The following is a 26,041-nucleotide window of genomic DNA, read 5'->3' as shown; positions in this document are numbered from 1 at the left end:
AGACGAACCGCTGTTCAATCTCCTCTTTTATCTTCATTTGATTCAAATGGTTGAAGGAATGCTTGAACTTCTTGTTCGTAAGCTTCTTTATTTTCACTAAAAGACATCGCGTGTGCCCCGTGCGGCGCTATAAATAGCTGTTTATCACCTTTTTTTCGAGCATATAGCTGCTGACTCTGCTCGCATGGAATATAGTCATCATGAAGACTATGGATAAAAAGCACAGGTTCTCTCACCTGATCGATCACATCAAACGGTGACACTTGCCGAATGCTGTATCCATCCCGCCATTTTAACACTCGATCACTTAGTGGAAGAATCCATTGCCCTGAAAGACGAAAATCTGTTTTTAATCGATAGAGAAGCTGATCCTCAAAAGAAGCAAAAGGACAGTCAGCTATGTAAAAATTGGCGCTTGCTTCCGGCTTTGCGGCATATAACAAAGTCGTGACTGCCCCCATTGATTCTCCATGTATACCGATAATGGCATTTTCCCCGAGTCTTTGTCTAAGCCACTTCACGACCTGCGCTAAATCTTCTTTTTCGTAGTATCCATAACTCGTGGTTTTTCCGCCACTCATTCCATGTCGTCTATGATCATAAAGCATCACATTCCACCCAAGCTTTTGGAATGATTTCATATACTTAACGGAATTTATTAAACTGACTGTGACGCCATGACAAAGTACGATAGTGCGTGTTGTATGCGGATGTGAGTGCGGCACAAAATAGCCATGAAGCTCATAACCAAATGCTGAAGGAATACACACTTTCTCTTTGTTAAGCTGTTGAAACTCTTCATGATGATAATGACCTTCATCTGATTCTCGCTTGATGAGCTCTTCATCTGTTAATTTTCGAATATACATCATTTTATTGGTGAAAAAAATGCCGATTGCAACGAGCGGACATAATATGAAGGCAAGTATGGCGATCCATTTTTTCATCTAGCTGATTCTTCCTTTCCGAGGTTTTTCCTATGATGATCATACCACATGTTGGGAGAATGGCGTGACTCTTGCTCAGGAAATAAAACGGATGATACACTTAGAGGCAAAAGGAGAGAGGCACAATGAAAAAGAACAATGATCAAGCGAAATTAAAGGACGGCATAAACGAGGATCTCAAACAGCAGCTCCTTCAAATGAAGCAGAATCTGGCCGCCGAGACAGAAAAAAGAGAAGAACAAAAACGACAAGACCTCCTTCGGCAGCAGAAAGAAAAAGAAAAAAACAAAAGCTTCTCCGAGTTGCTAGATGAAAGTCATTTGGACTGGAGAAAATATAAAAGCTAAAAAAGGGAGCACTGATGCTTCTTTTTTTATGTCATCATTGAGATTGATCAACACACAAGTGCTCCCGACTTCTTCGATTCTTACTTCATTTAAATCCCTTTTTATAACAAATATAGTTTTTAAGACCCTTTTGAAAGAAGGTCGTCGTACTACTTGTAATGACGGTGTATTACAATATTTAGGAATGGAGATGATTTACATGAAAGTGAGAAAAACAATGGCTGGAGTCGCTTTATCTTTAGGATTGCTTTTACCTGTTAAATATGAAAAAGAGTTTACTCATCATACATACGATAAAATAGAAAAATTGTAGAAAAACTTGAGTTTCTCTACAATCATCAGAGATCACATCAGGTGATCTCTTTTTATCTCATTTAAACCGGTGCGCCTCGTACACAGATGGTTTTGTATAGTAAGTCAATGCTTTTGCTTCTTGGTCACTTAAAGAACGTGCATTGGCCGCTGCCGCATTTTCTTTTAACTGTTCCACCGAGCTTGCGCCAAAAACAACGGAACTAACCGCAGAATTCTTAAGCAAATATTGAATGGACAGCTCTGTGAGTGATAGGTCATAAGCGACTTTCTTTAAAGAAGGAATGACTTGCTGAAGCTCGTCAAATGAATATTGAAGATAGCCGTTTTTTTGAATCGAGGCACTTGCTTGCGAAAGTGGTTTTTCGGTTAAAAGCCCTTTTGCTAAAGGTCCTCTTGCCACGACACTAATGCCTTGTTCTTCAAGAAGAGAGAACCATTCCTCTGGACGGCGGTCGAGTAAACTATATTGCATCATTACACTGACGATGTTTGATTTTTTGGCGTATTCTTTAATGACGTTTGGACGGATAGAAGAGATGCCATAATAGCGAATAACGCCTTCTTCCACTAATTCTTCAAAAGCCTCAATCGTCTCATCGATAGGATCATTGATCGTGCCTCCGTGCAATTGGTATAAATCAATATAATCTGTTTGCAGCCGCTTGAGGCTTTGTTTTACGGCTTCTTTTATGTATGCCTTTGAAGGGTCCCAGTCCCAGCCAGATTTGCCTTTTTCAAAGCGGTTGCCGCCTTTTGTGGCCAAAATTAAATCTTGCCGCCTGTTTTTAATCGCTTCCCCGACAATTTCCTCATTTGTCCCAAAATCATATAAATCGGCTGTATCCAAATAGTTAATTCCAAGATCAATGGCTTCATCTAATAAAGAGAGCGCTTTTCCTTTTTCTGTTCCTAGGGACATACATCCTAGAGCCGCTTCGCTCACCAAAAGATCCGATGTACCAATTCGTCTTTTTTTCAATTCCATCACACTCCTATTCCTTCACATTAAGTGAAAAAAATCTGGAATTCAAGCTAGGTGACTTCAAATGGCGCATTGAAGCAAGCGTCCGCATTTCGCTTCTCTTAAATCATCTATGTTAAAATGAATGAAGTAAAAAGTGAAAGTAGAACGAGGAGCTGACAAAATTGAAGGACTTTGAAGAAAAAACATTATCGACTAAAGAATTATACAACGGAAAAATCATTGATTTGGTTCTTGAAGATGTACAATTGCCAAATGGAAAACAAGGCAAACGCGAAATCATCAAACATCCTGGTGCAGTAGCCGTCATTGCTCGGACAGACGAAAATAAAATCATCTTGGTCAAGCAATACCGTAAAGCACTAGAGAGAGCCATCGTTGAAATTCCGGCTGGTAAATTAGAGCCAGGGGAAGAGCCGGCACATACAGCACTGCGAGAATTAGAAGAAGAAACAGGATACACCACTCAGAAGCTTCAAAAGCTGACAGCCTTTTATACATCACCAGGTTTTGCAGATGAAATCGTCCACATGTATCTTGCAGATCAGCTAGTTCCGCTTGAAGAAAAAAGAGAGCTGGATGAAGATGAATTCGTTGAAGTGATGGAAGTTTCATTAGAAGAAGCCTTGCACCTCATTGAAAAGCAGCATATTTATGATGCAAAAACAGCCTATGCCATTCAGTACTTACAACTGCAAGAGGTACTTAAGTCAACAAAATGAGGGAGTTTTTTGCAGACATCCATATTCATATTGGCAGAACAAGAACAGGCAGAGCTGTTAAAATTACAGGTGCAAGGTCACTGACAATTGACCAAATTCTCATTGAAGCAACGCAAAGTAAAGGGATGGGGATGATTGGTGTGATTGATGCACAATCTCCAGAAGTCCTAGAAGAATTAATAGAAGGTGTAGAGGAAGGCAAATACACTGAACTAAGTGATGGCGGTCTATCATTTGAACAGACCGTGCTGCTTTTAGGCAGTGAATTAGAAATTAACGATAACCATTCAAAAGGTCCGATTCACGTGCTTGCATTTATGCCCACACTGCGCAAAATGACTGAGTTCTCCGCATGGCTCGCGCTACATATGAAAAATGTGCATTTGAGTTCACAGCGCCTCTATGTGGATGGGAAAATACTTCAGCATAAGGTCAAGGAGCTAGGAGGCTTATTTATTCCTGCTCATATTTTCACCCCGCATAAAAGCTTATTTGGCAAAGGAGTCAGCACGTCTTTAACGGAAGTGTTCGATCCGGACCTCATTGATGCTGTTGAACTAGGACTTAGCTGCGATACGTCAATGGCGTCCCAGTTAAGCGAACTGAACCGTTATCCCTTTTTAACGAATTCAGACGCTCATTCCTTAGGGAAAATCGCGCGAGAATATACAAAAATCCGCATGGATCATGCCTCTTTTGCCGAATTTAAACTAGCCCTTGAAGGGAAAGAGGGGAGAGCCATCACAGGAAATTATGGGCTCGCCCCGCGGCTTGGGAAGTACTATCATACAACCTGCGAGAAGTGCGGATTAAGACCTCGCGCGCTAGATCAAGAAAAGTGTCACGCATGCGGACATACCCGGATGACAAAAGGAGTGAGTGAGCGTTTAAAGGAGCTTGCTGACCAGGAGAGTGACAAAGGAACAAGACCTCCTTATGTTCATCAGCTTCCGCTTCAATTTATTCCGGGTGTTGGAGCCAAAACGCTGGAGAAGCTAAAAGCCGTGTTCCACACAGAGATGAATATCCTTCATCAAGCAACAGAACAAGAACTAAAAGCTGTCCTGCCAGAAAAAACAGCCAATTACATCATCAAAGCAAGAAAAGGTGAAGTCGAACTGATCGCTGGCGGCGGCGGAGTGTACGGTAAGGTGGATATCAATCATGAATCAAGTTAACTGGACATGTGAAACGTTTGAACAATTGACAAAAGAGGATCTTTACCTGATCTTAATGGAAAGAGTCAATGTGTTTGTTGTTGAACAAACATGCCCTTACCCTGAAATTGATCACCGGGATCAAGAAGCCTTTCATCTGATGGCAAAAGAGGACGGCACGATTGTGGCTTATTGCCGAATTTTTCAAAGCGGAATCATGTACGAAGAGGCGTCCATTGGCCGTGTTCTTGTGACGCAGGCAGGCCGAAAAAAAGGCTATGGAAAAATCCTTCTCAGCAAGGCTTTGAAAAAGCTGAATGACTTAGGTGAAACAAGTGTCAAAATTCAGGCGCAGGCCTACCTGAAATCGTTTTACGAATCCTTTGGTTTTAAGGCCGTTTCAGATTGTTATGATGAAGATGGAATTCCCCATCTTGATATGGTGAAAACAGAAAGATAGGCGTGTAGACGTCTATCTCAGATTGTTGACAAAGGGCTAAAATGATCTTTATTTTAGCCCTTTGTCTTCTTTTCAGCGTGATAGAAAACCTTTGAAGTCTAGGAAGGACGAGTACTGGAGCGGAGCGAATTTGACATTCGTGAGCACCAGCACGCAGGACTGACACCGAATGCGAGGGTTTGTCTACACGCTGAGATAGGCGTGTAGACGTCTATCTTTTTTATGTCGCATCGTGTATCATAACGTCAACGAAAGGGGTTTTGCCAAATGGGAAAAAGCAATGCAAAGAAAAAACGAGAACATATTGAAAGGCAGCACAGCCGAAACCCGGAACTGTCGAGAGGAAACATGGCGCACTTTAGTACACATGAAAGAAAGACAAAAACAAAACAAGAAGCCTTGCAGCACATGATGAAAAAACATAAAAGAAGGAATGCTTATGATCACTATCAAGAGGATCATAAGCATTTTTATTTTGCTTTTTTGTGACAAATAGTTCAAATAAATGGAAAAATTTTAAAAAATAGGACAAACGGTCGTTTCTTTTTGTCTAAAAATGTAGTTAAATGACAAAAAGATGAAAGGGAGAGTGAGTATTGTGAACGTCAAGTCAATTGGAGCAGGGCTTTGTATGGCAAGTATGATGCTGGCATCGGTCACGTTCGGCGCCTCACATATTTCTGCAAAGGAGCAAGCGAAAAAAGAGTACATGATCGGCTTTTCTTCTTCCGTTCAAGATCATACACAAAAACAGCTTGTTGAAGAAGCTGGTGGACATGTAAAAGAATCCATAGAGCAGATAGATATGATGAAAGTTTCCTTAAATGAGGCATCGAAAAAGAAACTAAATCAGGCAAAAGAAGTGACCTTCATTGAGGAGGACCAAAAGGCAAAAACAAGCGGTCAAACGATCCCATATGGCATCAAAAACATCAAAGCACAAAAGGTACATAAACGGGGATACGCTGGACAAAATGTCAAAGTAGCCGTTCTTGACAGCGGCATTGATGGCAAACATGAAGATCTACATGTCACCGGCGGAGTCAGCTTTGTTCCAACAGAGTCAGATCCGCTTGTTGACCCGCATGAACACGGGACGCATGTGGCGGGCACAATTGCAGCGTTAGATAATAAGGTAGGTGTCGTTGGTGTTGCACCAAAAGCTTCTATCTATGCGGTCAAGGTGGCAGATGAAAATGGTGATGGCTACTATAGCTGGATTATTAAAGGAATTGAATGGGCCATTGAGAATGACATGGATGTCATCAATATTAGTATGGGAGGAGCAAGTGAATCTGAAGCGCTGAAAGAAGCGGTAGATCGAGCATATGACAAGGGTATTCTCATTGTGGCTTCTGCTGGGAATGCAGGAAGTTATGGCTCTCTCAACACGGTTGACTATCCAGCTAAATACAGCTCAGTGATAGCGGTTGCGTCTGTTGACCAAAGAAAACAAAGAGCTTTTGATTCATCTGTAGGTGAAGAAGTGGAAGTTTCAGCACCAGGCGTTTCAACGCTCAGCACTATTCCCCATAATGAATATGGCTACAAGAGCGGAACATCCATGGCATCACCGCATGTAGCAGGAGCTGCGGCTGTCATTCTATCAAAACATCCGAATCTGACAAACGATGAAGTACGCGAGAGACTTTCAAAAACGGCTAAACAGCTTGGAGATCCTTTTTACTATGGTGCCGGGCTTGTGAACGTACAAAAAGCGGCACGATAAATGAGAAGAGAGAGCAGTGTTTAGGCTGCTTTCTCTTTTTTCTTTCAATAAAACTGTCATGTTTCGTAATCTCTCTCATAGAATCTAGTAACCTTTACTATTTGGGAGGAAGACGCATGCGGAAAAAGTCTTGGAAGGAACATCTTCTTCAGCACGTAAAAGACCATCTATCGATTTATTTGTTTGTCTCTGTACTCTTTTTAATGGGCGTGATTTTTGGGGCCATCATCGTCAATAGTATGACAATTAGTCAGAAAGAGGATTTATTCTATTATTTAAATCAATTTTTTGGTCAGCTGACAAATGAGAAAGCAGCAGAATCAAAAGAAATGTTTTTGCAAAGCTTTTTGCATCATATGAAATATTTAGGTCTTATGTGGATACTAGGAATATCTATCATTGGCCTGCCGCTCATCTTTCTCATGATCTTTTTAAAAGGAATTGTCGTTGGGTTTACAGTTGGTTTTCTAGTGAATCAAATGGGGCTGAGTGGTTTCTTCCTTTCGTTCGTATCGGTTCTTCCGCAAAACATATTGCTTATTCCAGCCTATTTAGTGATTGGGACATGTGCGATTGCGTTTTCCATTCGTCTCATTGGGCAGCTGTTCATGAAAAAAACCATCAGTCAAGCACCTGTTCAGTGGTTCGCCCGTTATGCATCTGTTCTTCTGATGATCTTAGCGCTTGCTGCACTTTCGTCCTTTTTTGAATCGTATGTCTCCTTCATGCTCATGAAAAAGCTGGCAGGTGTTCTTTTCTCATAAATTTATAATTATTATTAAATAATAATCAATTTATTTATTAATTTAAAATGATTATAGTTGGCTCCCAGCACATCATTTGATATAATGATCAAGTAATGTGGCGTAGGAGGGAAAGTCAATGGAAAATCGGATTGATCGAATTAAGAAACAGCTTCATTCTTCCAGCTATAAGCTCACGCCACAGCGTGAAGCAACAGTCAGAGTACTGCTTGAGAATGAAGAAGACCATTTAAGTGCAGAAGATGTATACCTCCTCGTAAAAGAGAAGTCTCCTGAAATTGGTCTTGCTACTGTTTATCGGACGTTAGAATTGCTAACTGAACTGAAAGTTGTTGATAAAATTAACTTTGGAGACGGCGTTTCGCGATATGATCTTCGCAAAGAAGGAGCCGCCCACTTCCATCACCATCTTGTCTGCATGGAATGCGGGACAGTCGATGAGATAGAAGATGATTTATTAGAAGACGTTGAAGAGATTATTGAACGTGACTGGAAATTTAAAATTAAGGATCATAGATTGACATTCCATGGCATTTGCCACCGGTGTCATGATGATGAATCCGGCAAATAATCCGAATTGGAACCTTTTCATTTAAGATGAAGAGGTTTTTTGCATTTTCGCTGTATATTCCTTGTCCCACCTGGCATATGCTGAAGTAATGAGAAGCTGAGAAAGGACATGAGAATCATGCGAAAATGGCTCAAAACAACAGGTGAAGTGATGAAGGTATTTATCTTGTTCACTGGTTTTACCGTCCTGTTCTATTATGCTATGATATGGATAAATTCAGAATATGAAAGCTACCATCGTTATGATAAACCAGAGGGTGCAGCAATTAAAGTGATGGAAATGGATCAGCCGAATCAAGACAACTGGCAAGACCGATTGATTTATTTTTATCAAAACGGGGAGTAGAAATCATTGAACGATCAATTATCCGACTTTATTCATTTTATGACAGTAGAGAGAGGACTCTCTGAAAATACCATTGTTTCTTATAAACGAGATTTACAGAACTACTTGTCTTTTTTAATGACACATGAGCAGCTGACAAATATAAAAGATGTCACTCGCCTGCATATCATTCATTATTTAAAACAGCTAAAAGAGGAAGGGAAATCGAGCAAAACGTCAGTACGGCATCTCTCCTCGATCCGTTCCTTCCACCAATTTCTGCTCCGGGAAAAAGTGACAACAGATGATCCGTCATGGAACATTGAAACGCAAAAAACAGAGCGGAAATTACCGAAAGTTCTATCACTAGAGGAAGTCGAAAAGCTGCTTGATACACCAAATCAGCACACTCCATTTGACTACCGCGACAAAGCGATGCTCGAGCTCTTATATGCAACAGGCATTCGCGTCAGTGAAATGCTGGACCTGACCCTTGCTGATGTTCACCTCACAATGGGCTTTATCCGTTGTTTTGGAAAAGGAAGAAAAGAGCGGATTGTGCCAATCGGTGAAGCTTGCGCAAGTGCGATTGAAGAATATCTCGAAAAGGGAAGAAGCAAGCTGCTAAAAAAACAGCCGGCAGATGCCTTATTTCTCAATCATCACGGGAAAAAAATGTCGCGGCAAGGCTTCTGGAAGAATCTGAAAAAAAGAGCTCTTGAAGCAGGGATTCAAAAAGAACTCACCCCCCATACACTCAGGCATTCATTTGCAACACATCTGCTTGAAAACGGTGCAGACCTAAGAGCTGTGCAGGAGATGCTCGGACATGCCGATATCTCGACAACACAAATTTATACACATGTGACGAAAACAAGACTGAAAGATGTGTATCACAAATTCCATCCAAGGGCATAAGTAAAGCATGACACGGTGAACGTGTGTCATGCTTTTTCATGTTTGCACCGTTTATAGTTGTCAACCGGCTTGTAAACGGTTTATACTTGAGATGTCAGACCTCTCTTTTTGAAAGGTTAAAAGACAAGAATATTGAAGGAGGCGCTTTTTAATGCCTGATTATCAGTATAAACGCATTTTCCTCGTCGTAATGGATTCAGTAGGAATTGGGGAAGCACCTGATGCTGCTGAATTTAATGATGTAGGTGCAGATACACTAGGACATATTGCTGAAAAAATGAACGGGCTTCATATGCCGAATATGGCGAAGCTTGGGCTGAGTCATATTAAAGAAATCAAAGGAATTCCAGCGGATGAAAAACCGCTTGCGTATTATGGAAAAATGCAAGAGGCATCAAATGGTAAAGACACAATGACAGGACACTGGGAAATCATGGGTCTTTACATAGACACACCGTTCAGAGTTTTTCCAGACGGATTCCCAGATGAACTACTAAATGAACTAAAAGAAAAAACAGGCAGAGGCATTATTGGAAATAAACCTGCGTCTGGTACTGAAATTTTAGACGAGCTTGGCGAAGAGCACATGAAAACAGGCGATCTAATCGTTTATACATCTGCGGATTCTGTGTTGCAAATTGCTGCGCACGAAGAAGTGGTGCCATTAGATGAACTTTATCGTATTTGTGAAATTGCACGTGAGCTCACATTAGATGAAAAATATATGGTTGGCCGCGTTATCGCTCGTCCATTTGTCGGGGAGCCTCGGGCATTTGTCAGAACACCAAACCGTCATGACTATGCTCTAAAACCATTTGACCGTACAGTCATGAATGAGCTGAAAGATGATGGGCTCGATGTGATTGCGATCGGCAAAATCTCTGATATTTATGATGGAGAAGGAATCACCTCTTCTCTCAGAACAAAATCGAACATGGACGGAATGGACAAGCTGGTCGATACACTTAAAACAGACTTTACGGGACTCAGCTTTTTAAACCTTGTTGACTTTGACGCCCTTTACGGACATAGAAGAGATCCAGAGGGTTACGGAAAAGCACTAGAGGAATTTGACGCCCGTCTTCCTGAAGTATTTGACCTGTTAAAAGAGGATGATCTTCTTGTCATTACAGCAGATCATGGAAATGACCCGGTTCATCACGGAACAGATCATACAAGAGAATATGTTCCGCTCATTGCTTACAGCAAAAAGCATCAAGGAGCAAATGAACTGCCAACTTCAAAAACCTTTGCTGATCTTGGAGCAACGGTCGCAGACAATTTCAAGACAACGATGCCAAAATACGGCACAAGCTTTTTATCTAAACTCAAATAGGGGGAAATCTCGTGGGAGCACAGTTTTCAGAAGCGGCGGCATACATTAAACAAGCATCGACATACGTACCAACAGTTGGATTGATCTTAGGTTCAGGACTTGGCATTTTAGCAGATGAGATTGAAAATCCAATCAAATTGAAATATGAAGATATTCCTGGATTTCCTGTTTCAACAGTAGAAGGTCATGCAGGACAGCTCGTCATCGGGACGCTGAAAGGCACTGTCGTATGTGCGATGCAAGGACGTTTTCACTTCTATGAAGGATATGATATGAAGCAAGTGACGTTTCCAGTCCGTGTGATGAAAGAAATTGGCATTGGGACATGCATTGTGACAAATGCAGCCGGCGGTGTGAATACTTCATTCCATCCAGGCGATCTCATGCTGATTACAGATCATATCAATATGATGGGGACCAATCCATTAATTGGACCAAATGACAGTCAAGGCGTTCGTTTTCCTGATATGTCTGCCCCATACGATAAAGATTTGCTGGCACTTGCAGAAGAAACAGCTCAGCGCTTAGGCATATCTGTACAGCAGGGTGTTTATGCAGGGATGACAGGTCCTTCATATGAAACACCGGCTGAAGTTCGTTTCCTCAGAACACTTGGCGCAGATGCTGTAGGCATGTCGACGGTCCCAGAGGTGATTGTTGCGCGTCATGCAGGAATCAAAGTGCTAGGTATTTCTTGTATTTCTAATGCGGCATCAGGTATTTTAGATCAGCCGCTGTCTCATGATGAAGTCATTGAAGTAACCGAAAAAGTGAAAGCGAGTTTCCTTGATTTAGTAAAAGACATTGTCAAACAACTCTCATAGCATGTTTTAAGAAGCCTTCTGTTTATCGACAGAAGGCTTTTTTTATGTCAATCATATGATCTCTGAATAAAACAGCCTCGATGAGGAAAAAATAGAAAGGATTACGATAATGGAGGTCTGCCACTTGAAACGTCATATATGTGCATTGTTTATTTTAATGATCATTATCTCAATGGTTTCACCATCAGCGATAGCAAAAGAAAAGATTGAAAAACAAGAAGAAAAACAAACATCAGAATTGGTGCACGAAGCCAAATCAGCCATCTTAATAGAACGTGACACGGGAAAAGTGCTTTACAACAAAAACAGCGATGAAAAGCTGGCACCCGCAAGTATGACCAAAATCATGACGATGCTTCTCATCATGGAAGCCATTGATCAAGGAAAACTGAAAATGACTGACAAGGTAAGAACAAGTGACTATGCAGCTTCAATGGGAGGGTCACAAATCTTCCTTGAACCTGGAGAAGAAATGACCGTGAAAGAAATGCTGAAAGGCATTGCGATTGCATCTGGAAATGATGCTTCAGTTGCCATGGCAGAGCATATTGCCGGATCTGAAGAACAGTTTGTCGAGCAAATGAACAAAAAGGCAAAAGAACTCGGTCTCACCTCTACGGTCTTTCAAAACCCAACAGGACTTCCTGAAAAAGACCATTACAGTACAGCTCATGATATGGCAAAAATGGCAAAAGAGCTGTTGAAATATGAACAAATCACCAAATTCACAGGTGTCTACGAAGACTATCTCCGTCAAAACACGGATAAAAAATTCTGGCTTGTGAATACGAACCGATTGATTAAATTTTATCCAGGTGTCGATGGGTTGAAAACAGGTTTTACAGGAGAAGCCAAATACTGTTTGACCGCATCCGCTAAAAAAGGAAACATGCGCGTCATTGCAGTTGTCTTCGGCGCAAGTACACCAAAAGACAGAAACGCTCAAGTGGTCAAAATGTTAGACTATGCATTTAGTCAATACACCACACACCCGCTTTACAAACGAGGACAAGATGTAGCCGAAATCAAGGTAAGCAAAGGGATAAAGAAAAACATTAAGCTTGTCACCTCTGAACCAATCTCCCTTTTAACGAAAAAAGGCGAAAATGTGGATCAGATTAAAAAAGAAATCAAACTGTCTCAGGATGTTACGGCCCCATTCTCAAAAGGAACGGAACTTGGAACCATTGTCTTGAAAAAAGACGGAAAAGTGTTGCATGAAAGCCCTGTTCAAGCCAAAGAAGGAATGGAAAAAGCGGGCGTTTGGACATTCTTCAAACGAGCGATGGCTGAATTTGTAAAATGGAAATAAAAAGGAGAAGGCTGCTGAAACAGGCAGTCTTTTTGCTATGAGAAAGAAGAAAAGAACATCTAAATGTGACGAATGGTCACTAGTTTTGTCATGGTGAAGGATTTACTTGATAAAAAAGAGAAACAATCTTTATCCGAAATTAGAGCAAGGAGGAATAAAAAGATGAGCCTTGATATTGATTTTCAAGTAAAAGAGAGCGTACTTTGCATTCGATTAACAGGAGAGCTCGATCATCACTCCGCAGAAACATTGAGACAAAAGGTGACGAATTATTTGGAAACAGAGGACATTCGCCACATTGTGCTCAATTTGGCTGATTTAACGTTTATGGACAGCTCAGGTCTCGGAGTGATTTTAGGAAGATATAAAGAAATTAAGCAGCTTGGCGGAGAAATGGTCGTCTGTGCTATTTCGCCAGCAGTGAACCGGTTATTTGATATGTCTGGCTTATTTAAAATCATCCGTATGGAGCCTTCAGAGCAAACGGCATTGCAAACATTGGGGGTGGCATCATGAGGAATGAAATGAACCTGACCTTCTCTGCATTAAGTCAAAATGAATCCTTTGCGAGGGTGACAGTCGCGGCGTTTATCGCTCAGCTTGATCCGACATTAGATGAATTAACAGAAATCAAAACCGTTGTGTCAGAGGCGGTGACAAACTCCATTATCCATGGCTATGATGGAAATCCAGATGGCAAGGTGCATATCGAAGTCACACTTGATGATCATGTTGTGTACCTCACCATTCGTGACGAAGGAATGGGCATTACAGATCTTGAGGAAGCAAGACAGCCGCTTTTCACGACAAAACCAGACTTAGAACGCTCTGGAATGGGTTTTACCATTATGGAGAATTTTATGGATGATGTCATGATAGACTCATCTCCAGAAATGGGCACAACCATCCGTTTAACAAAGCATCTATCAAAAAGCAAAGCGCTTTGTAATTAAAGGAGCTGCTCATATGGATGTGGAGGTAAAAAAGCAAGCAAAAAAAGCCCAGCTGTCAAATGATGAAGTCAAAGAGCTCATCAAAAAAAGCCAAGACGGTGATCAGCAAGCAAGAGACCTCCTCGTAGAAAAAAACATGCGTCTTGTTTGGTCCGTTGTTCAGCGCTTTTTAAATAGAGGATATGAACCAGATGATTTGTTTCAAATTGGCTGTATTGGACTGCTAAAATCTGTTGATAAATTTGATTTGTCATATGATGTGAAGTTTTCGACCTATGCTGTCCCAATGATCATTGGTGAAATCCAGCGATTCATTCGAGATGATGGAACAGTCAAAGTCAGCCGGTCACTAAAGGAACTTGGTAATAAAATCCGGCGGGCAAGAGATGAATTGTCTAAGTCTCACGGAAGAATGCCGACCGTCCTGGAAATAGCCGAATATCTAGATATCACACCAGAGGATGTCGTCCTCGCCCAAGAAGCGGTCCGAACGCCGTCGTCGATTCATGAAACGGTGTATGAAAATGACGGGGACCCGATTACATTACTTGATCAAATTGCCGATCATTCAGAAGAAAGATGGTTTGATAAAATCGCGCTGAAAGAAGCGATCAAGGAATTAGAAGAACGAGAAAAACTCATTGTGTACTTAAGATATTATAAAGACCAAACACAATCTGAGGTAGCGGAGAGACTCGGCATTTCACAAGTACAAGTCTCGCGGCTTGAAAAGAAAATTTTAAAACAAATCCAAATGCAAATGGATCAAAAAGAGAGCTAGCCAATTCGGCTGGCTTTTTTCGTGTGGTAATTACCGGTAAATCAAGTTCTCTCGGTATGAGAACCATTTTTCACCACATACTATTTTTAACCCATCGTATAGGAAGTGACTTGGATGGACGGACAAATCTTTCTTCGGCTGCGCCATCGCATTAAGACCGGTAATGATCAGCTCATTTATTTAGAAGATATCGCCCAAATCACTGGTGATGAGTTTGCTGTGCAAAAGCTTAGCAAGATGCCGATATATCATGTCAGTAAAAAGGATCGTCACATCGCCGTTCTTGATATCATGCATGTGGTCAAAACGATCAAAAAAACATGGCCAGACATCGACATTCAAACCGTCGGAGGCGCTGAAGCCATTGTTGAAATTGATACAGGCAAACGCCAGCTTTCTCCCGTTTTATTTGTGTTCGTGTGGCTCCTATTATTTGTCGGAGCGGCGCTTGCCATTATGAATTTCCACGAGGATGTCAGTATGCGGCTCGTTCATATCCGCCTATATGAAATGATCACAGGAAAAACGGTTGAGCATCCTTATTTATTGCAAATTCCATATAGCTTCGGTCTAGGCTTTGGCATGATTTTATTTTTCAATCATGTATTTAAAAAGCGTTTAAATGAAGAACCAAGTCCGCTTGAAGTGGAGATGTTTAAATATCAGCTCGATCTCGATCATTATGTCGCCCTTAAAGAAAATAAAGAGACAATGAAAGATATCCATGATCGGTAAGTGGCTTTTTGTCGCGTTAGTTGGACTTGGCGGAGGTTTAACAGTAGGTGCAGGGTTTGTGGCATTTCTCACAGTGCTTGGCATCATCCCTCGTTTAATGCAATTAACGAAAACGCAGCGCTTCATACAAGGATACGAGGCAGCTGTTATCACCGGGGCGGTCGTTGGCGGCTGGGCAACCTTGAGCGAGGTGCATTTGCATTTATCCAAATGGCTGGCGCTCCCGATCGGTCTTTTGGCTGGCATTTTCGTCGGCATGCTTGCAGCTGCGCTGACTGAAGTATTAAATGTACTTCCTATATTAACGAAAAGAATTGGAATGGACGGGAAAATTGTTTTGCTTCTCATGGCCATTGTCTTAGGCAAAGTATTTGGTTCACTATTCCATTGGCTGATTTATATTTAAAAATTTGGAGGGAACAACCGTGTCGAGTTTAAAAGAGAACTATCCATCTAAGGTGAAAACGTATCAGCCCAAACCTCCTTATGTCCTCAACTGCATCAAGGCTTTTCTTGTTGGTGGATTGATCTGTGCCATAGGCGAGGGGCTGCAAAATTTCTATATTCACTTTTTTGATTTTAATGAAAAAACAGCAGGGAACCCAACAGTGGCGACCCTCATTTTAATTTCTTCTATATTAACTGGTATCGGTATTTATGATAGAATCGGCCAGTTTGCCGGAGCGGGATCGGCTGTTCCGGTGACAGGATTTGCAAACAGTATGACAAGTGCTGCCCTTGAGCATAGAAGTGAAGGGCTTGTTTTAGGGGTTGCCACCAATATGTTTAAGCTTGCTGGGAACGTCATTGTATTTGGTGTCGTTTCGGCATATGTCGTAGGGATCATTCGATACGTCTTGGAAAAGATGTTTTCGTAGGAGGAATGAAACGTGAAACTAACAGGTAAACAATCTTGGGTTTTTGAGCACAAGCTTTACGTCAATGCAGAGGGAACAGCTGCAGGGCCGAAAGAAAAAGAAGGACCGATTGGTCATTTAATTGATAAAACGTATGACGAAATCCATTGTGATCAAAAGAACTGGGAAATGGCTGAAAGAAAACTGATGGAAGATGCGATATCCAGTGCTTTATCAAAAGCAAATTTGCAAAAAAGCGATATTGATCTATTGCTGGCAGGAGATTTACTCAATCAAAACGTCACAGCAAACTATGTGGCGAGAGAACTGAAAATCCCGTTTCTATGTTTGTTTGGGGCATGCTCAACCTCAATGGAATCGGTCGCCATTGCGTCAGCACTCATTGATGGCGGTTTTGCCAATAGAGCTATTGCAGCGACAAGCAGTCATAATGCAACGGCAGAACGCCAATTTCGTAATCCAACAGAATACGGGGGACAAAAACCAGATACAGCCACAAGTACCGTCACTGGGAGCGGGGCCGTTATTATTAGCCAAGAGCCCTCTCCAATTCAAATTACAAGCGCTACAGTAGGCAGGGTGATGGATCTTGGAATTACAGATCCATTTGACATGGGATCGGCCATGGCTCCGGCAGCGGCAGATACCATCAAGCAGCATTTAGAAGACCTCGGAAGAACGGTGGACGATTACGATCTGATTTTAACAGGGGATTTATCTGGTATTGGTTCACCAATTTTAAAGGATCTTCTGAAGGAAGAAGGCATTCAGCTTGGGAGGAAGCATGATGATTGCGGTTTAATCATCTATACACCCGATCAAAATGTATTCGCTGGTGGGAGCGGCTGTGCTTGTTCAGCTGTTGTGACATTTAGTCACATTTTTCAAGAAATGAAAGCAGGGAATCTGCAAAGAGTACTCGTTGTGGCAACCGGAGCGCTTCTAAGTCCAATGATGGTCCAGCAAAAAGAGACCATTCCAACCATTGCGCACGGTGTCGTATTTGAGCGTGCAGGAGGAGAGAGCTAATGGATTATCTTATCGCTTTTGTTGCAGGCGGACTTATCTGCGTCATTGGCCAGCTTTTACTAGACGTACTCAAACTTACGCCTGCACATGTCATGACCACCTTTGTTGTGGCGGGTACCATCTTAGACGGATTCGGTATTTATGATAAATTTATTGAATTTGCAGGTGCGGGCGCAACCGTACCAATCGTCAGCTTTGGTCATAGCTTGCTTCATGGGGCGATGCATCAGGCAGATGTACACGGGTTCATCGGAATCGGGATCGGTATTTTTGAATTAACTTCTGCTGGAATTTCAGCTGCAATTTTATTCTCATTTATTATCGCTCTTATCTTTAAACCGAAAGGATAACCTAATATGGGGCAAAGACGGAAAGTCATTTTAGTGACAGACGGAGATATATATGCTGCCAAAACCATTGAGCTTGCTGCTAAAAATGTCGGTGGGCGATGTATTTCCAGCTCAAAAGGAAATCCAAGCAAACGAACAGGACCTGAACTTGTGCAGATGATTTTAAAAGCGCCGAATGATCCAGTGTTTGTCATGTTTGATGATTCTGGCCTGACAGGTGAAGGAACAGGGGAGATAGCGATGAAGCATGTGGCGCGTCATCCTGAAATTGAAGTCATTGGGGCGATCGCCGTTGCATCCAAAACGCATCAAGCTGAATGGACAAAGGTTCATGTTTCCATTGACCGGGAGGGTGAACTGACAGAATACGGTGTCGACAAGCATGGTCTTCCCGAAATGGAGCCTCATAAAATGAGCGGAGATACCGTGTATTGTCTTGACTCGCTTGATCTTCCGTTTGTTGTTGGAATTGGAGATATTGGCAAAATGGGGCGGAAAGATGATCTGAGCAAAGGATCTCCGATCACAATGAAAGCAGTTGAATTAATTTTAGAAAGGAGTGGTTTCCATGAAGAAAGACACGGTAAACGTGTACCGAGATCCGAAGAAAAATGAAGATTACTTTAAAGAAAATGTCGGAATGGGTCTCAGCTTTGACCTTGGCGTGCGGAAAATTTATATACACGATCAGGAAATCCAACTTTACTATGTAAATGGACTGTGTGACACACAGTATGTCATCTACTTATTAAAAGAGCTAGTTGAAATCAATGACAATGAACCTGAATCAGATGACATGGCCCGTGTGATTGAGAATCGTCTTGTCAATCAGCAGGTCTCAAAGGTTGAAACACTTGATGAAGCGGTAGATCAAGTGCTGTCGGGCCTTGTGGCAGTTGTAGTTGAAGGTGAAAACTACGCATTTATCATTGATGTCAGAAGCTATCCTGGCAGAATGCCAGAGGAGCCGGATACAGAAAAGGTTGTCCGGGGCGCAAGAGACGGTTTTGTTGAAAACATTATTGTCAATACAGCACTCATACGAAGACGGGTGCGAGATGAAAAACTGAGATACAAAATGCTCAAAGTAGGCGAACGTTCGAAAGCAGATGTATGTGTTTGCTACATTGAAGATATTGCGGACCCAGATCTTGTCGATATCATAGAGAAAGAAGTGTCAGGAATCAAAGTCGACGGGCTGACGATGTCTGATAAAACAATTGAAGAATTCATTATTAAACAAGGATACAATCCCTTTCCCCTTGTACGTTACACCGAGCGTCCAGATGTCGCCGCTAACCATATACTAGAAGGGCATGTCATCATCATTACGGATACATCTCCTAGTGTCATCATTACGCCAACCACCATTTTTCATCACGTTCAACATGCAGAAGAATATCGCCAAGCACCCGCAGTTGGTACGTTCCTAAGATGGGTACGCTTTTTAGGCATTTTATGTTCAACGTTTCTTTTACCAATTTGGTTTCTGTTTATCCTTGAACCAAGTCTTCTGCCAGATCATTTAAGCTATATTGGCTTTAACAAACCGTCCCATATTCCAGTGATTTTACAAGTATTTCTAGCTGATTTTGGGGTGGAATTTTTAAGGATGGCTGCGATTCATACGCCAACTGCATTGTCGACCGCCATGGGGCTGATTGCGGCTGTTTTAATTGGGCAAATTGCCATTGATGTCGGTTTATTTACACCAGAGGTTATTTTATACGTCTCACTAGCGGCAATTGGTACATTTACAACCCCAAGCTATGAGCTGAGTGTCGCCAATAAGATTGTACGACTCATCATATTAGCGCTCGTGGCGATCTTTAAGCTGAATGGACTCATCATTGGTTTTACGTTGTTACTCATCTACTTAACATCCATTCGTTCATTGCAGACGCCTTATATGTGGCCATTTATTCCTTTTAATGGGAAGGCTTTGTGGCAAGTGCTGATTCGGACGTCTGTTCCTGGCTCAAAAGTAAGGCCAAGCATTGTTCACCCTCAAAACAGATCAAAAATTCCGCCAAATTCTTAACGCTCATTGAAAGTGGCTGAAGATTGTGATATTGTATTTTTAACTTTGAGAAACGGCAAAAAGGCAGCTCACGCAGCTGTCTTTTTTCAGCCGAGGCGGAGAAAGAGGGAATGACATTGTATTTACACGGCACTTGCAGACAAAATGAACTCGGTCATTTAGAAATTGGTGGTGTTGATGCCGTTTCTTTAGCTGAAACGTATGGGACACCACTTTATGTATATGATGTGGCTTTAATACGGGAGCGTGCAAAAAGCTTTCAAAAAGCATTTATAGAAGAAGAGTTAAAAGCGCAGGTAGCATATGCGAGTAAAGCATTTTCCTCCATCGCGATGTTTCAGCTTGCCAAGGAAGAAGGATTATCTCTTGATGTCGTATCAGGCGGGGAGCTTCACACAGCCATTTGCGCTGGGTTTCCGGTAGAAAAAATTCATTTCCATGGCAACAATAAAAGTAGAGATGAATTAAAAATGGCGTTAGAGCACGAGATCGGCTGTATCGTTGTAGATAATTTTTACGAAATGAAGCTCATTGAAGAGCTTGGTCAAGAGCTGTCAAAACAGGTGAAAGTGCTGCTGCGTATCACACCAGGTGTCGAAGCGCATACGCATGATTACATTACAACAGGCCAAGAGGATTCCAAATTTGGCTTTGACCTTCACAATGGACAAGCAGATGAAGCGGTGAAACAAGTACTTGGATCAGAAGTGATCGAGCTGTTAGGCGTTCATTGCCATATTGGTTCACAAATATTTGATACAGCTGGTTTTGTCCTTGCAGCAGACAAGATCTTTTTGAAGCTGGATGAATGGAGAGAATCATTTGGTTTTATTTCGACCGTGTTAAACTTAGGCGGCGGCTTTGGCATCCGTTATACAGAAGAAGATGAACCACTTCCTGCGACAGAATACGTCGAGAAAATTATCCAAGCTGTAAAAGAGAACGTGACACGCTATGAGTTTGATATGCCGGAGATTTGGATTGAGCCAGGCCGCTCTCTTGTTGGTGACGCAGGGACAACGCTTTATACGATCGGTTCATCAAAACACGTACCTGGCATTCGCGATTATGTTGCGGTAGATGGGGGAATGAGTGACAACATTCGTCCAGCTTTATATCAAGCGAAATATGAAGCGGCAAGTGCCAACAAAATGAGCCAATCGCACAATCAAACAGTTTCTATTGCAGGGAAATGCTGTGAAAGCGGAGATATGCTTATTTGGGATATCGATCTGCCAGAGTTATCACAAGGAGATTTATTAGCTGTCTTTTGTACCGGAGCTTACGGCTACAGTATGTCAAATAACTATAACCGCATCCCGCGCCCGGCTGTTGTATTTGTAGAAGACGGGGAAGCGCAGCTTGTGGTTGAACGTGAAACATATGCGGATATTGTCAAACTTGATTTACCGTATCAATCAAAAGTGAAATCATCTACGTAAAAAAAGCTGCCTGTACATCAGGCAGCTTTTTATAATGACTTATTTTCCTCCAGTAAATACAGAGACGATCGCGTTCCAAATGGAGACAAAGAAATCCCAAATCTTTTGAAGTAGGTTTTTCCCTTCATCTGATTCTATGAATTTCGTAATCTTGTCTTTTGCTTTATCGATTTGAGATCCTACCTGGTTCCAATCGATATTGATGTTCTTCATTTTATCGAATAGAGAAATAAGCTGATCCTTTTGATCTTGCGTTAGATTTAAGTTTAAATCAGAAGCAGCCTGATCCACTTTTTCTTCTACTTCTTTTGTTGTTTTAGGGACACCATTTTTCGCAATGTCATCCTTGATTTTTGCGATAAGGGCAGAAGCATTGTCTTTCCCGATGGAGTCACCCAATTTAGACGTTGTCACAAGCTCTTCGTTTGCTACCTGCTTCACATCTTCTGGAATGGCTTTGTCGCTAGACACTTCATAGGCTTTTAATAAACCCGTCAGTGCGGCTGTACCAGAAACTTCAAACGGTGCAGTCACAACAACTTTGGCATCCTTGACACCGGCTGTCATTAAAGCATTTAAATACATCTCATCTGTAATGGTCTTGATGTTATGTGTATCCACAGTCAGACCAGTACCTGATTTTTCAATGGTGATAGATGAAGATGATAATGCTCTCGTCCCGATAGAAGAACGAGGGATATACTTTCCTAAATATTCATGCTCTTCTTTATTGGTTACTTCAATTTTTGTCGCATTTTCAGGTGGATTCAACTCGTCAAGCACCTTCTGGCGATCAGCCGGAGTTAAGTCTTGCCCAAGTGTGACGATGACATCGCCGACAGCTGCATCCGCTAAGCTGACTTTTGGCGCACCAATGAGGAAAAGGAGCGCTGCCATCATACTAAGCATTGATTTTTTAAACATGTTGACCTCCTTCAAGTCGAAAGGGTTCCTCTTTCAAGAGAAACTCATCTTTTGAGTACACGTAAAGAAATGTACTCCATCATATAGACGTAACAAATCGATTCGACGTTTCAATTTTCTTTTTAAGATGTTTTCCTTTTCCAAAAAATAAAGACATGTTGCTCATTCTGTCACCAATTTAATAGGAAAAAAGGATCAAGCTCTTCTATTGTATCAATCCTAAGAAAAGAGGTAAATCACAATCAAGAGCAGGGGATGTTTAACATGACCGAAAATGTGCTATAATGAGCGTTGTTTAACCTGAAAGGAGAATGTGAAAAATGGCGAAAAAAGGATACATACAACTAACGAATGGTAAGAAACTTGAGTTTGAACTTTACCCAGAGGCTGCTCCAGGTACAGTAGCAAACTTTGAAAAATTAGCGAATGAAGGCTTCTACGATGGATTGAAATTCCACCGCGTTATCCCAGGCTTCGTAAGCCAAGGTGGCGATCCAAACGGTAATGGAACTGGTGGTCCTGGTTACACAATTAAATGTGAAACAGAAGGGAATCCACATCAACACGAAAGAGGTTCATTATCAATGGCGCATGCTGGTAAAGACACGGGCGGTAGCCAATTCTTTATCGTCCATGACCCGCAGCCGCACTTAAACGGTGTTCACACTGTTTTTGGCAAAGTAACATCTGGTATCGAGGCTGTTCTAGATATGGAACAAGGCCAAGGAATGGAAAAAGTCGAAGTTTTCGATGCTTAATCCAAAACACCGCTTAAACGCGGTGTTTTTTTATTATCAATCTGATTTTACGGTTATTTGTTCCGTGAGGCGGTAGGTGATGAACCAATATAAAAGGGCAATGGCGCTAATAGAGGCGCCAAATAAACATACTCCGCTCCAGCCATTGTTTGCGTATATGCTAGTGGAAGCAATGGAACCAGTCGCACTGCCGATGGAGTAAAAAATCATATAAGCAGCAGTGAGCCGGCTTCTCGCCTCAGGCAGCACTGTGAAAATCATACTTTGGTTGGTCACATGTACAGCCTGCACAGATAGGTCAAGAATAATAATACCGATGATTAATAAAATAAGTGAATATTCAGTGAAAAAGATAAAAAACCATGAAACAAGTAATAGGACAAGGGCTATACAAGTTGTTAATTGTCCTAAGCCTCGATCAGCAAGGCCTCCAGCCCGAGCAGCGCCTAATGCACCAGCAACTCCGGCAAGACCAAATGCACCAATCGCCGTATGTGAAAGATTGTATGGCGAGCTGCTGAGAGGCAGCACGAGCGAAGTCCACAACGTGCCAAACACGATAAAGATCAGTAAACCCAGTATGCCTCGGATGCGAAGAATTCGTTCTTGTCTGAACAATGTAAACATTGAAGCAAGCAGCTTCATATAGGATATAGACGCTCTCTTGCTGGCAGTGCGTGGGAGATACCGGTATAACACGGCGGTTATGATGAGCATCATAACGGCAGACACGAGATAGACTGACCTCCAGCCGGCGAGATCAGTTAGTACACCAGCAAACGTTCGTGCGAGAAGAATACCAATCACAATGCCACTTTGAACCAAGCCCACGATACGGCCTCGTTCTTCAGGAGCAGCCCATGTCGCTGCGAACGCTACGAGTACCTGAGTGACCACAGCAAGCATGCCGACGGCAGCCAGCCCTATGAACAGGACGGTGGCAGTAGGGGCGATGCCGACTAGAATCAGAGATAATACGGATACAAGCATCTGAGTCATGATGAGCCGCCTTTGATTGAACAGATCACCAAGTGGTACGATCAGTAGCAGTCCTAGTGCATAACAAAGCTGAGTAATCGTAATGACGATGCCAATGGATGAATAGGTGATGCCAAACTCGGATGCGAGGGAGTCTAATAACGGTTGTGCAAAGTATATGTTTGCAACTGCCATCCCGCAGGCTGACGCAAAAAGCAGAGCCATATAGCGAGTCATCGCTTGTTTCGGTTTGTTTTGTAAATGAGTCGTTTCCAAATCAAGATGTTCTATGGAAGTGATTTTTTCTTTCACCATGCATGTCGTCGTCTCCTTTTGTACTAAAAAGTATAATATACTGATCGGTATATTATGATTCCTGTTAAGGATAACCAACAAAACATTTTAAAGTCAATACTTTCATCTTGAAAGAGGAAGGCAATTTGACAATCATACGTCGATAAAATAAAATTATAATATACCGATTGGTAATCAAATAGAGAATAATATCAAAAAATAGATGCCTGACTTTGTGAAGAAATTTTAATGTTGAAATGAGGAATTGCTGATGGTTCGACAACGGGAATTTGACAAGGAAAAAGCGTTGGATGAGGCAATGGTGCTTTTTTGGGAAAAGGGGTATAGGGCCACTACATTAAGTGATTTGACTGAAAAAATGGGAATACAGCGGCCAAGTTTATACTCAGCGTTTGGAGATAAAGAGGAATTATTTGAGGCCGCATTACGCAAATACACAAAGCAGCATGCTGCCCATATTCGAACAAAACTTCAAAACAATCTTTCTGTCAAGGAAGCATTTCATGCATTATTTGCAGATTTAGTAGAAGAGGAGTATAGAGATGGTCCGAGTAAAGGGTGTTTTTGCATCAATACAATAGTGGAACTTGCGCCACACGAAGAGAAATTTGAAATTCTTACAAGAGAGCATCAGATGTATCTTTCCGTCATTTTCGAAGAAAGAATTGTTCAAGGTATTCGCTCGGGTGAGCTCAAAAGAAGCCTGAATGCTAAAGCTTTAGCACAAACACTGGTCGTTTCTTTCATTGGACTGACCGTCCTCATGAAATCTCGTCCAGAGCGTTCATTTGTAGATCATTCTGTAGCGACGATACTTTCCATATTAAAATAATGACAACATGCTATGGCATCCTCCTACTATAAGAGTGATGGACAAAATTCGATTTTGTGATATGATAAGAGAACAAACATTCGTATTTGTGGGTGTCGCCACATTGTCAGTACAAATCTAAAAACCGTGGTCATGCTGAAAGAAAGCAGGAGATAATTTGAAACCATTAACAAAAGAAGAAAAAAATCAAATGATGATTGCCATTCAGCGTTATTTTGCCGAAGAACGAGAAGAAGAAATTGGTGAATTAGCAGCCATCAATATACTAGAATTTATCACAAAAAACCTTGGAAGCTATTATTATAATCAAGGGGTTCGTGACAGCCGGAACATCGCTGTTCAGAGATCGCAATTGTTAGAGGAAGATTTATTCGCACTCGAAAAAAGATGATCATTAATGATGTGTACCTTGCTAACTGATAAAGAGGAAAGAGACCCCCTTAATAAAGAACGCATATTCGTATCATATGTAATGATGAAAAGGTGGAACCAAAGGTCCATCTCAATCGTTATATAAGTAACCATTAATGGGAATCAGCTTTTTTGGTTTTATTTCATCAAAAGAAGGAATAAAACATACAAATAGGCGAAGTGCAGATGATGGAGGTTCTAAATATGGGGAAAATTAAATTGAAAATGGCCATCTTATTTGTTTTACTGCTTTGTTTAGGTGCAGGTTATTTATACATGAATGGCATGAAAATTGAAGATGTGCCAACAGCCATTGGTGAAAGCTTAACAAATAATGATAAAGATTATACCATCTATGAATATACCATTACGAAAATTGACGGAGATGAATATTACGGTCAAGCAAAAAACGGCACAAAAATCATTTTTAGTGGAAAGAAATTCGAAGATGATGTGGCCGACTTGAAGAAAGGTGATCGTATTAAAGCCTACTTTAGTAATGAAAAGAGAATAGATGGTCTTATAAAAGTAGTAAAAGTCGTTAATTAACAAGTCTCCTTTCCTATAAGGAGGCTTTTTTGTGAGAAATCTTGATTGTTGCATTTGACAACAAGGATCGCTATAATAGCCCCAAGGACAGCTAAATATCGATTGTATCCTTCGGGGCAGGGTGAAAATCCCGACCGACGGTAATAAAGCAAATGCTTTACAGCCCGTGACCCGTTAATTTATTAACGGTTGATTCAGTGAAAAGCTGAAGCCGACAGTGAAAGTCTGGATGGGAGAAGGATAAAGAAAGCTATGAACAAAAAATATTTGTTGATCATAGTTTTATTTCTGATGCAAAAAAGCCACAGCCCCGGAATTTTTTCCGGGGCTTTCTGTATGTACATGTAATTAATAGAC

General features: G+C 41.5%; 33 protein-coding genes and 1 riboswitch. Of the genes, 29 read left to right on the top strand and 4 right to left on the bottom strand.

Annotated elements, in window-relative coordinates; all coding sequences use genetic code 11:
• Positions 1 to 14: 14 nt before the first annotated feature.
• On the bottom strand, positions 15 to 947 hold the full coding sequence (locus NST39_RS11390) for an alpha/beta hydrolase (RefSeq protein ID WP_126741068.1): 933 nt from the start codon (positions 945 to 947) through the stop codon (positions 15 to 17).
• A gap of 125 nt (positions 948 to 1,072) precedes the next feature.
• On the opposite strand from NST39_RS11390, the gene NST39_RS11385 reads away from it, so the two are divergent.
• Entirely contained in the window at positions 1,073 to 1,294 is a 222-nt protein-coding gene (locus tag NST39_RS11385) for a YqkE family protein (RefSeq protein ID WP_044141056.1), read from the top strand.
• On the top strand, positions 1,257 to 1,607 hold the full coding sequence (locus NST39_RS11380) for a hypothetical protein (RefSeq protein WP_185108502.1): 351 nt from the start codon (positions 1,257 to 1,259) through the stop codon (positions 1,605 to 1,607). Before NST39_RS11385 ends, NST39_RS11380 begins: the two co-directional genes overlap by 38 nt.
• A 57-nt stretch (positions 1,608 to 1,664) precedes the next feature.
• Here NST39_RS11380 and NST39_RS11375 read toward each other — a convergent pair whose 3' ends face one another.
• A complete protein-coding gene (locus NST39_RS11375; protein WP_111912929.1) occupies positions 1,665 to 2,588 on the bottom strand; it encodes an aldo/keto reductase in 924 nt (307 codons plus the stop codon).
• 167 nt (positions 2,589 to 2,755) lie between these two features.
• Here NST39_RS11375 and NST39_RS11370 point away from each other — a divergent pair, with 167 nt between their 5' ends.
• The 23 genes from NST39_RS11370 to lysA all read left to right on the top strand — a co-directional run bounded on the left by NST39_RS11370 (position 2,756) and on the right by lysA (position 20,917).
• Positions 2,756 to 3,313 (top strand): NUDIX hydrolase, encoded by a 558-nt coding sequence (locus NST39_RS11370; protein ID WP_044141058.1) that lies wholly within the window; start codon positions 2,756 to 2,758, stop codon positions 3,311 to 3,313.
• Entirely contained in the window at positions 3,310 to 4,491 is a 1,182-nt protein-coding gene (locus NST39_RS11365) for a TIGR00375 family protein (RefSeq protein ID WP_278175542.1), read from the top strand. Before NST39_RS11370 ends, NST39_RS11365 begins: the two co-directional genes overlap by 4 nt.
• Positions 4,478 to 4,930, top strand: coding sequence for a GNAT family N-acetyltransferase (locus NST39_RS11360; protein ID WP_106065532.1), 453 nt, complete (start codon positions 4,478 to 4,480; stop codon positions 4,928 to 4,930). Before NST39_RS11365 ends, NST39_RS11360 begins: the two co-directional genes overlap by 14 nt.
• Before the next feature lie 267 nt (positions 4,931 to 5,197).
• Positions 5,198 to 5,419 carry a hypothetical protein gene (locus tag NST39_RS11355; protein ID WP_044141061.1) on the top strand — a complete coding sequence of 74 codons (222 nt, stop codon included), beginning with the start codon at positions 5,198 to 5,200 and terminating at the stop codon, positions 5,417 to 5,419.
• A gap of 109 nt (positions 5,420 to 5,528) precedes the next feature.
• Positions 5,529 to 6,659 carry a S8 family peptidase gene (locus tag NST39_RS11350; protein ID WP_341028474.1) on the top strand — a complete coding sequence of 377 codons (1,131 nt, stop codon included), beginning with the start codon at positions 5,529 to 5,531 and terminating at the stop codon, positions 6,657 to 6,659.
• 116 nt (positions 6,660 to 6,775) lie between these two features.
• Positions 6,776 to 7,423, top strand: a complete 648-nt coding sequence (spoIIM, locus tag NST39_RS11345; protein WP_034661156.1) for a stage II sporulation protein M — start codon at positions 6,776 to 6,778, stop codon at positions 7,421 to 7,423.
• A 118-nt stretch (positions 7,424 to 7,541) separates the two neighbouring features.
• Positions 7,542 to 7,994: a ferric iron uptake transcriptional regulator gene (fur, locus tag NST39_RS11340; RefSeq protein WP_003215577.1), complete on the top strand. Its 453-nt coding sequence runs from the start codon at positions 7,542 to 7,544 to the stop codon at positions 7,992 to 7,994.
• 117 nt (positions 7,995 to 8,111) lie between these two features.
• Positions 8,112 to 8,339 (top strand): YqzK family protein, encoded by a 228-nt coding sequence (locus NST39_RS11335; RefSeq protein ID WP_003215798.1) that lies wholly within the window; start codon positions 8,112 to 8,114, stop codon positions 8,337 to 8,339.
• A 6-nt stretch (positions 8,340 to 8,345) separates the two neighbouring features.
• Positions 8,346 to 9,236 carry a site-specific tyrosine recombinase XerD gene (gene xerD, locus NST39_RS11330; protein ID WP_283923805.1) on the top strand — a complete coding sequence of 297 codons (891 nt, stop codon included), beginning with the start codon at positions 8,346 to 8,348 and terminating at the stop codon, positions 9,234 to 9,236.
• Between the two features lie 151 nt (positions 9,237 to 9,387).
• On the top strand, positions 9,388 to 10,572 hold the full coding sequence (gene deoB, locus NST39_RS11325) for a phosphopentomutase (RefSeq protein WP_065098336.1): 1,185 nt from the start codon (positions 9,388 to 9,390) through the stop codon (positions 10,570 to 10,572).
• 11 nt (positions 10,573 to 10,583) lie between these two features.
• A complete protein-coding gene (locus NST39_RS11320) occupies positions 10,584 to 11,396 on the top strand; it encodes a purine-nucleoside phosphorylase (RefSeq protein ID WP_065098335.1) in 813 nt (270 codons plus the stop codon).
• A 124-nt stretch (positions 11,397 to 11,520) separates the two neighbouring features.
• A complete protein-coding gene (locus NST39_RS11315; RefSeq protein WP_341028466.1) occupies positions 11,521 to 12,708 on the top strand; it encodes a D-alanyl-D-alanine carboxypeptidase family protein in 1,188 nt (395 codons plus the stop codon).
• 162 nt (positions 12,709 to 12,870) lie between these two features.
• Positions 12,871 to 13,224 carry an anti-sigma F factor antagonist gene (gene spoIIAA, locus NST39_RS11310; protein WP_012010448.1) on the top strand — a complete coding sequence of 118 codons (354 nt, stop codon included), beginning with the start codon at positions 12,871 to 12,873 and terminating at the stop codon, positions 13,222 to 13,224.
• Positions 13,221 to 13,661 (top strand): anti-sigma F factor, encoded by a 441-nt coding sequence (gene spoIIAB / locus NST39_RS11305; protein ID WP_012010447.1) that lies wholly within the window; start codon positions 13,221 to 13,223, stop codon positions 13,659 to 13,661. The genes spoIIAA and spoIIAB overlap by 4 nt, the downstream gene beginning before the upstream one ends.
• A 13-nt stretch (positions 13,662 to 13,674) precedes the next feature.
• The gene (gene sigF / locus NST39_RS11300; protein WP_044141067.1) at positions 13,675 to 14,442 is read left to right on the top strand and encodes an RNA polymerase sporulation sigma factor SigF; all 768 of its coding nucleotides are present in this window, start codon (positions 13,675 to 13,677) and stop codon (positions 14,440 to 14,442) included.
• A 114-nt stretch (positions 14,443 to 14,556) separates the two neighbouring features.
• Entirely contained in the window at positions 14,557 to 15,177 is a 621-nt protein-coding gene (locus NST39_RS11295; protein WP_034661143.1) for a stage V sporulation protein AA, read from the top strand.
• A complete protein-coding gene (locus tag NST39_RS11290) occupies positions 15,167 to 15,583 on the top strand; it encodes a stage V sporulation protein AB (RefSeq protein ID WP_044141069.1) in 417 nt (138 codons plus the stop codon). Before NST39_RS11295 ends, NST39_RS11290 begins: the two co-directional genes overlap by 11 nt.
• Positions 15,584 to 15,602: 19 nt before the next feature.
• Positions 15,603 to 16,055, top strand: coding sequence for a stage V sporulation protein AC (gene spoVAC / locus NST39_RS11285; protein ID WP_065098331.1), 453 nt, complete (start codon positions 15,603 to 15,605; stop codon positions 16,053 to 16,055).
• 12 nt (positions 16,056 to 16,067) lie between these two features.
• Positions 16,068 to 17,084, top strand: coding sequence for a stage V sporulation protein AD (gene spoVAD, locus NST39_RS11280; protein WP_044141070.1), 1,017 nt, complete (start codon positions 16,068 to 16,070; stop codon positions 17,082 to 17,084).
• Positions 17,084 to 17,434: a stage V sporulation protein AE gene (spoVAE, locus tag NST39_RS11275; RefSeq protein ID WP_007501045.1), complete on the top strand. Its 351-nt coding sequence runs from the start codon at positions 17,084 to 17,086 to the stop codon at positions 17,432 to 17,434. Before spoVAD ends, spoVAE begins: the two co-directional genes overlap by 1 nt.
• A 6-nt stretch (positions 17,435 to 17,440) precedes the next feature.
• Complete coding sequence (locus NST39_RS11270; protein ID WP_341028462.1) at positions 17,441 to 18,049, top strand: stage V sporulation protein AE; 609 nt, start codon at positions 17,441 to 17,443, stop codon at positions 18,047 to 18,049.
• Positions 18,003 to 19,475, top strand: coding sequence for a spore germination protein (locus tag NST39_RS11265; RefSeq protein WP_341028461.1), 1,473 nt, complete (start codon positions 18,003 to 18,005; stop codon positions 19,473 to 19,475). The genes NST39_RS11270 and NST39_RS11265 overlap by 47 nt, the downstream gene beginning before the upstream one ends.
• A gap of 116 nt (positions 19,476 to 19,591) precedes the next feature.
• Positions 19,592 to 20,917, top strand: a complete 1,326-nt coding sequence (lysA, locus tag NST39_RS11260) for a diaminopimelate decarboxylase (protein WP_003215489.1) — start codon at positions 19,592 to 19,594, stop codon at positions 20,915 to 20,917.
• Positions 20,918 to 20,956: 39 nt separating this feature from the next.
• Here lysA and NST39_RS11255 read toward each other — a convergent pair whose 3' ends face one another.
• Positions 20,957 to 21,841 carry a DUF1002 domain-containing protein gene (locus tag NST39_RS11255; RefSeq protein WP_003215933.1) on the bottom strand — a complete coding sequence of 295 codons (885 nt, stop codon included), beginning with the start codon at positions 21,839 to 21,841 and terminating at the stop codon, positions 20,957 to 20,959.
• Positions 21,842 to 22,161: 320 nt separating this feature from the next.
• On the opposite strand from NST39_RS11255, the gene NST39_RS11250 reads away from it, so the two are divergent.
• Positions 22,162 to 22,599 (top strand): peptidylprolyl isomerase, encoded by a 438-nt coding sequence (locus tag NST39_RS11250; RefSeq protein WP_003215505.1) that lies wholly within the window; start codon positions 22,162 to 22,164, stop codon positions 22,597 to 22,599.
• A gap of 36 nt (positions 22,600 to 22,635) precedes the next feature.
• Here the strand turns inward: NST39_RS11250 and NST39_RS11245 are convergent, their stop codons facing one another.
• Positions 22,636 to 23,892, bottom strand: coding sequence for an MFS transporter (locus tag NST39_RS11245; protein WP_341028456.1), 1,257 nt, complete (start codon positions 23,890 to 23,892; stop codon positions 22,636 to 22,638).
• Between the two features lie 250 nt (positions 23,893 to 24,142).
• Here NST39_RS11245 and NST39_RS11240 point away from each other — a divergent pair, with 250 nt between their 5' ends.
• The 3 genes from NST39_RS11240 to NST39_RS11230 all read left to right on the top strand — a co-directional run bounded on the left by NST39_RS11240 (position 24,143) and on the right by NST39_RS11230 (position 25,684).
• Positions 24,143 to 24,724 carry a TetR/AcrR family transcriptional regulator gene (locus tag NST39_RS11240; RefSeq protein WP_217012291.1) on the top strand — a complete coding sequence of 194 codons (582 nt, stop codon included), beginning with the start codon at positions 24,143 to 24,145 and terminating at the stop codon, positions 24,722 to 24,724.
• A gap of 157 nt (positions 24,725 to 24,881) precedes the next feature.
• Positions 24,882 to 25,115, top strand: coding sequence for a DUF2164 domain-containing protein (locus tag NST39_RS11235; RefSeq protein WP_003215556.1), 234 nt, complete (start codon positions 24,882 to 24,884; stop codon positions 25,113 to 25,115).
• A 224-nt stretch (positions 25,116 to 25,339) separates the two neighbouring features.
• Positions 25,340 to 25,684, top strand: a complete 345-nt coding sequence (locus NST39_RS11230; protein ID WP_003215701.1) for a hypothetical protein — start codon at positions 25,340 to 25,342, stop codon at positions 25,682 to 25,684.
• Positions 25,685 to 25,787: 103 nt separating this feature from the next.
• Positions 25,788 to 25,929, top strand: a riboswitch (FMN riboswitch).
• Positions 25,930 to 26,041 lie beyond the last annotated feature (112 nt).

Origin of the sequence: Bacillus sp. FSL W8-0645, from assembly GCF_038007905.1 — a bacterium.
GTDB classification, from domain to species: domain Bacteria; phylum Bacillota; class Bacilli; order Bacillales; family Bacillaceae; genus Bacillus; species Bacillus pumilus.
The sequence above is the reverse complement of the archived record's forward strand: the minus strand, read 5'-3'. Positions and strand labels throughout refer to the sequence as shown.

Coding starts and splice junctions, on each gene's coding strand:
- NST39_RS11390 (WP_126741068.1), bottom strand. CDS start 947: ATGAAAAAATGGATCGCCATACTTGCCTTCATATTATGTCCGCTCGTT.
- NST39_RS11385 (WP_044141056.1), top strand. CDS start 1,073: ATGAAAAAGAACAATGATCAAGCGAAATTAAAGGACGGCATAAACGAG.
- NST39_RS11380 (WP_185108502.1), top strand. CDS start 1,257: ATGAAAGTCATTTGGACTGGAGAAAATATAAAAGCTAAAAAAGGGAGC.
- NST39_RS11365 (WP_278175542.1), top strand. CDS start 3,310: ATGAGGGAGTTTTTTGCAGACATCCATATTCATATTGGCAGAACAAGA.
- NST39_RS11360 (WP_106065532.1), top strand. CDS start 4,478: ATGAATCAAGTTAACTGGACATGTGAAACGTTTGAACAATTGACAAAA.
- NST39_RS11355 (WP_044141061.1), top strand. CDS start 5,198: ATGGGAAAAAGCAATGCAAAGAAAAAACGAGAACATATTGAAAGGCAG.
- spoIIM (WP_034661156.1), top strand. CDS start 6,776: ATGCGGAAAAAGTCTTGGAAGGAACATCTTCTTCAGCACGTAAAAGAC.
- fur (WP_003215577.1), top strand. CDS start 7,542: ATGGAAAATCGGATTGATCGAATTAAGAAACAGCTTCATTCTTCCAGC.
- NST39_RS11335 (WP_003215798.1), top strand. CDS start 8,112: ATGCGAAAATGGCTCAAAACAACAGGTGAAGTGATGAAGGTATTTATC.
- deoB (WP_065098336.1), top strand. CDS start 9,388: ATGCCTGATTATCAGTATAAACGCATTTTCCTCGTCGTAATGGATTCA.
- spoIIAA (WP_012010448.1), top strand. CDS start 12,871: ATGAGCCTTGATATTGATTTTCAAGTAAAAGAGAGCGTACTTTGCATT.
- spoIIAB (WP_012010447.1), top strand. CDS start 13,221: ATGAGGAATGAAATGAACCTGACCTTCTCTGCATTAAGTCAAAATGAA.
- sigF (WP_044141067.1), top strand. CDS start 13,675: ATGGATGTGGAGGTAAAAAAGCAAGCAAAAAAAGCCCAGCTGTCAAAT.
- NST39_RS11295 (WP_034661143.1), top strand. CDS start 14,557: ATGGACGGACAAATCTTTCTTCGGCTGCGCCATCGCATTAAGACCGGT.
- NST39_RS11290 (WP_044141069.1), top strand. CDS start 15,167: ATGATCGGTAAGTGGCTTTTTGTCGCGTTAGTTGGACTTGGCGGAGGT.
- spoVAE (WP_007501045.1), top strand. CDS start 17,084: ATGGATTATCTTATCGCTTTTGTTGCAGGCGGACTTATCTGCGTCATT.
- NST39_RS11270 (WP_341028462.1), top strand. CDS start 17,441: ATGGGGCAAAGACGGAAAGTCATTTTAGTGACAGACGGAGATATATAT.
- NST39_RS11265 (WP_341028461.1), top strand. CDS start 18,003: ATGAAGAAAGACACGGTAAACGTGTACCGAGATCCGAAGAAAAATGAA.
- NST39_RS11255 (WP_003215933.1), bottom strand. CDS start 21,841: ATGTTTAAAAAATCAATGCTTAGTATGATGGCAGCGCTCCTTTTCCTC.
- NST39_RS11250 (WP_003215505.1), top strand. CDS start 22,162: ATGGCGAAAAAAGGATACATACAACTAACGAATGGTAAGAAACTTGAG.
- NST39_RS11245 (WP_341028456.1), bottom strand. CDS start 23,892: ATGGTGAAAGAAAAAATCACTTCCATAGAACATCTTGATTTGGAAACG.
- NST39_RS11240 (WP_217012291.1), top strand. CDS start 24,143: ATGGTTCGACAACGGGAATTTGACAAGGAAAAAGCGTTGGATGAGGCA.
- NST39_RS11230 (WP_003215701.1), top strand. CDS start 25,340: ATGGGGAAAATTAAATTGAAAATGGCCATCTTATTTGTTTTACTGCTT.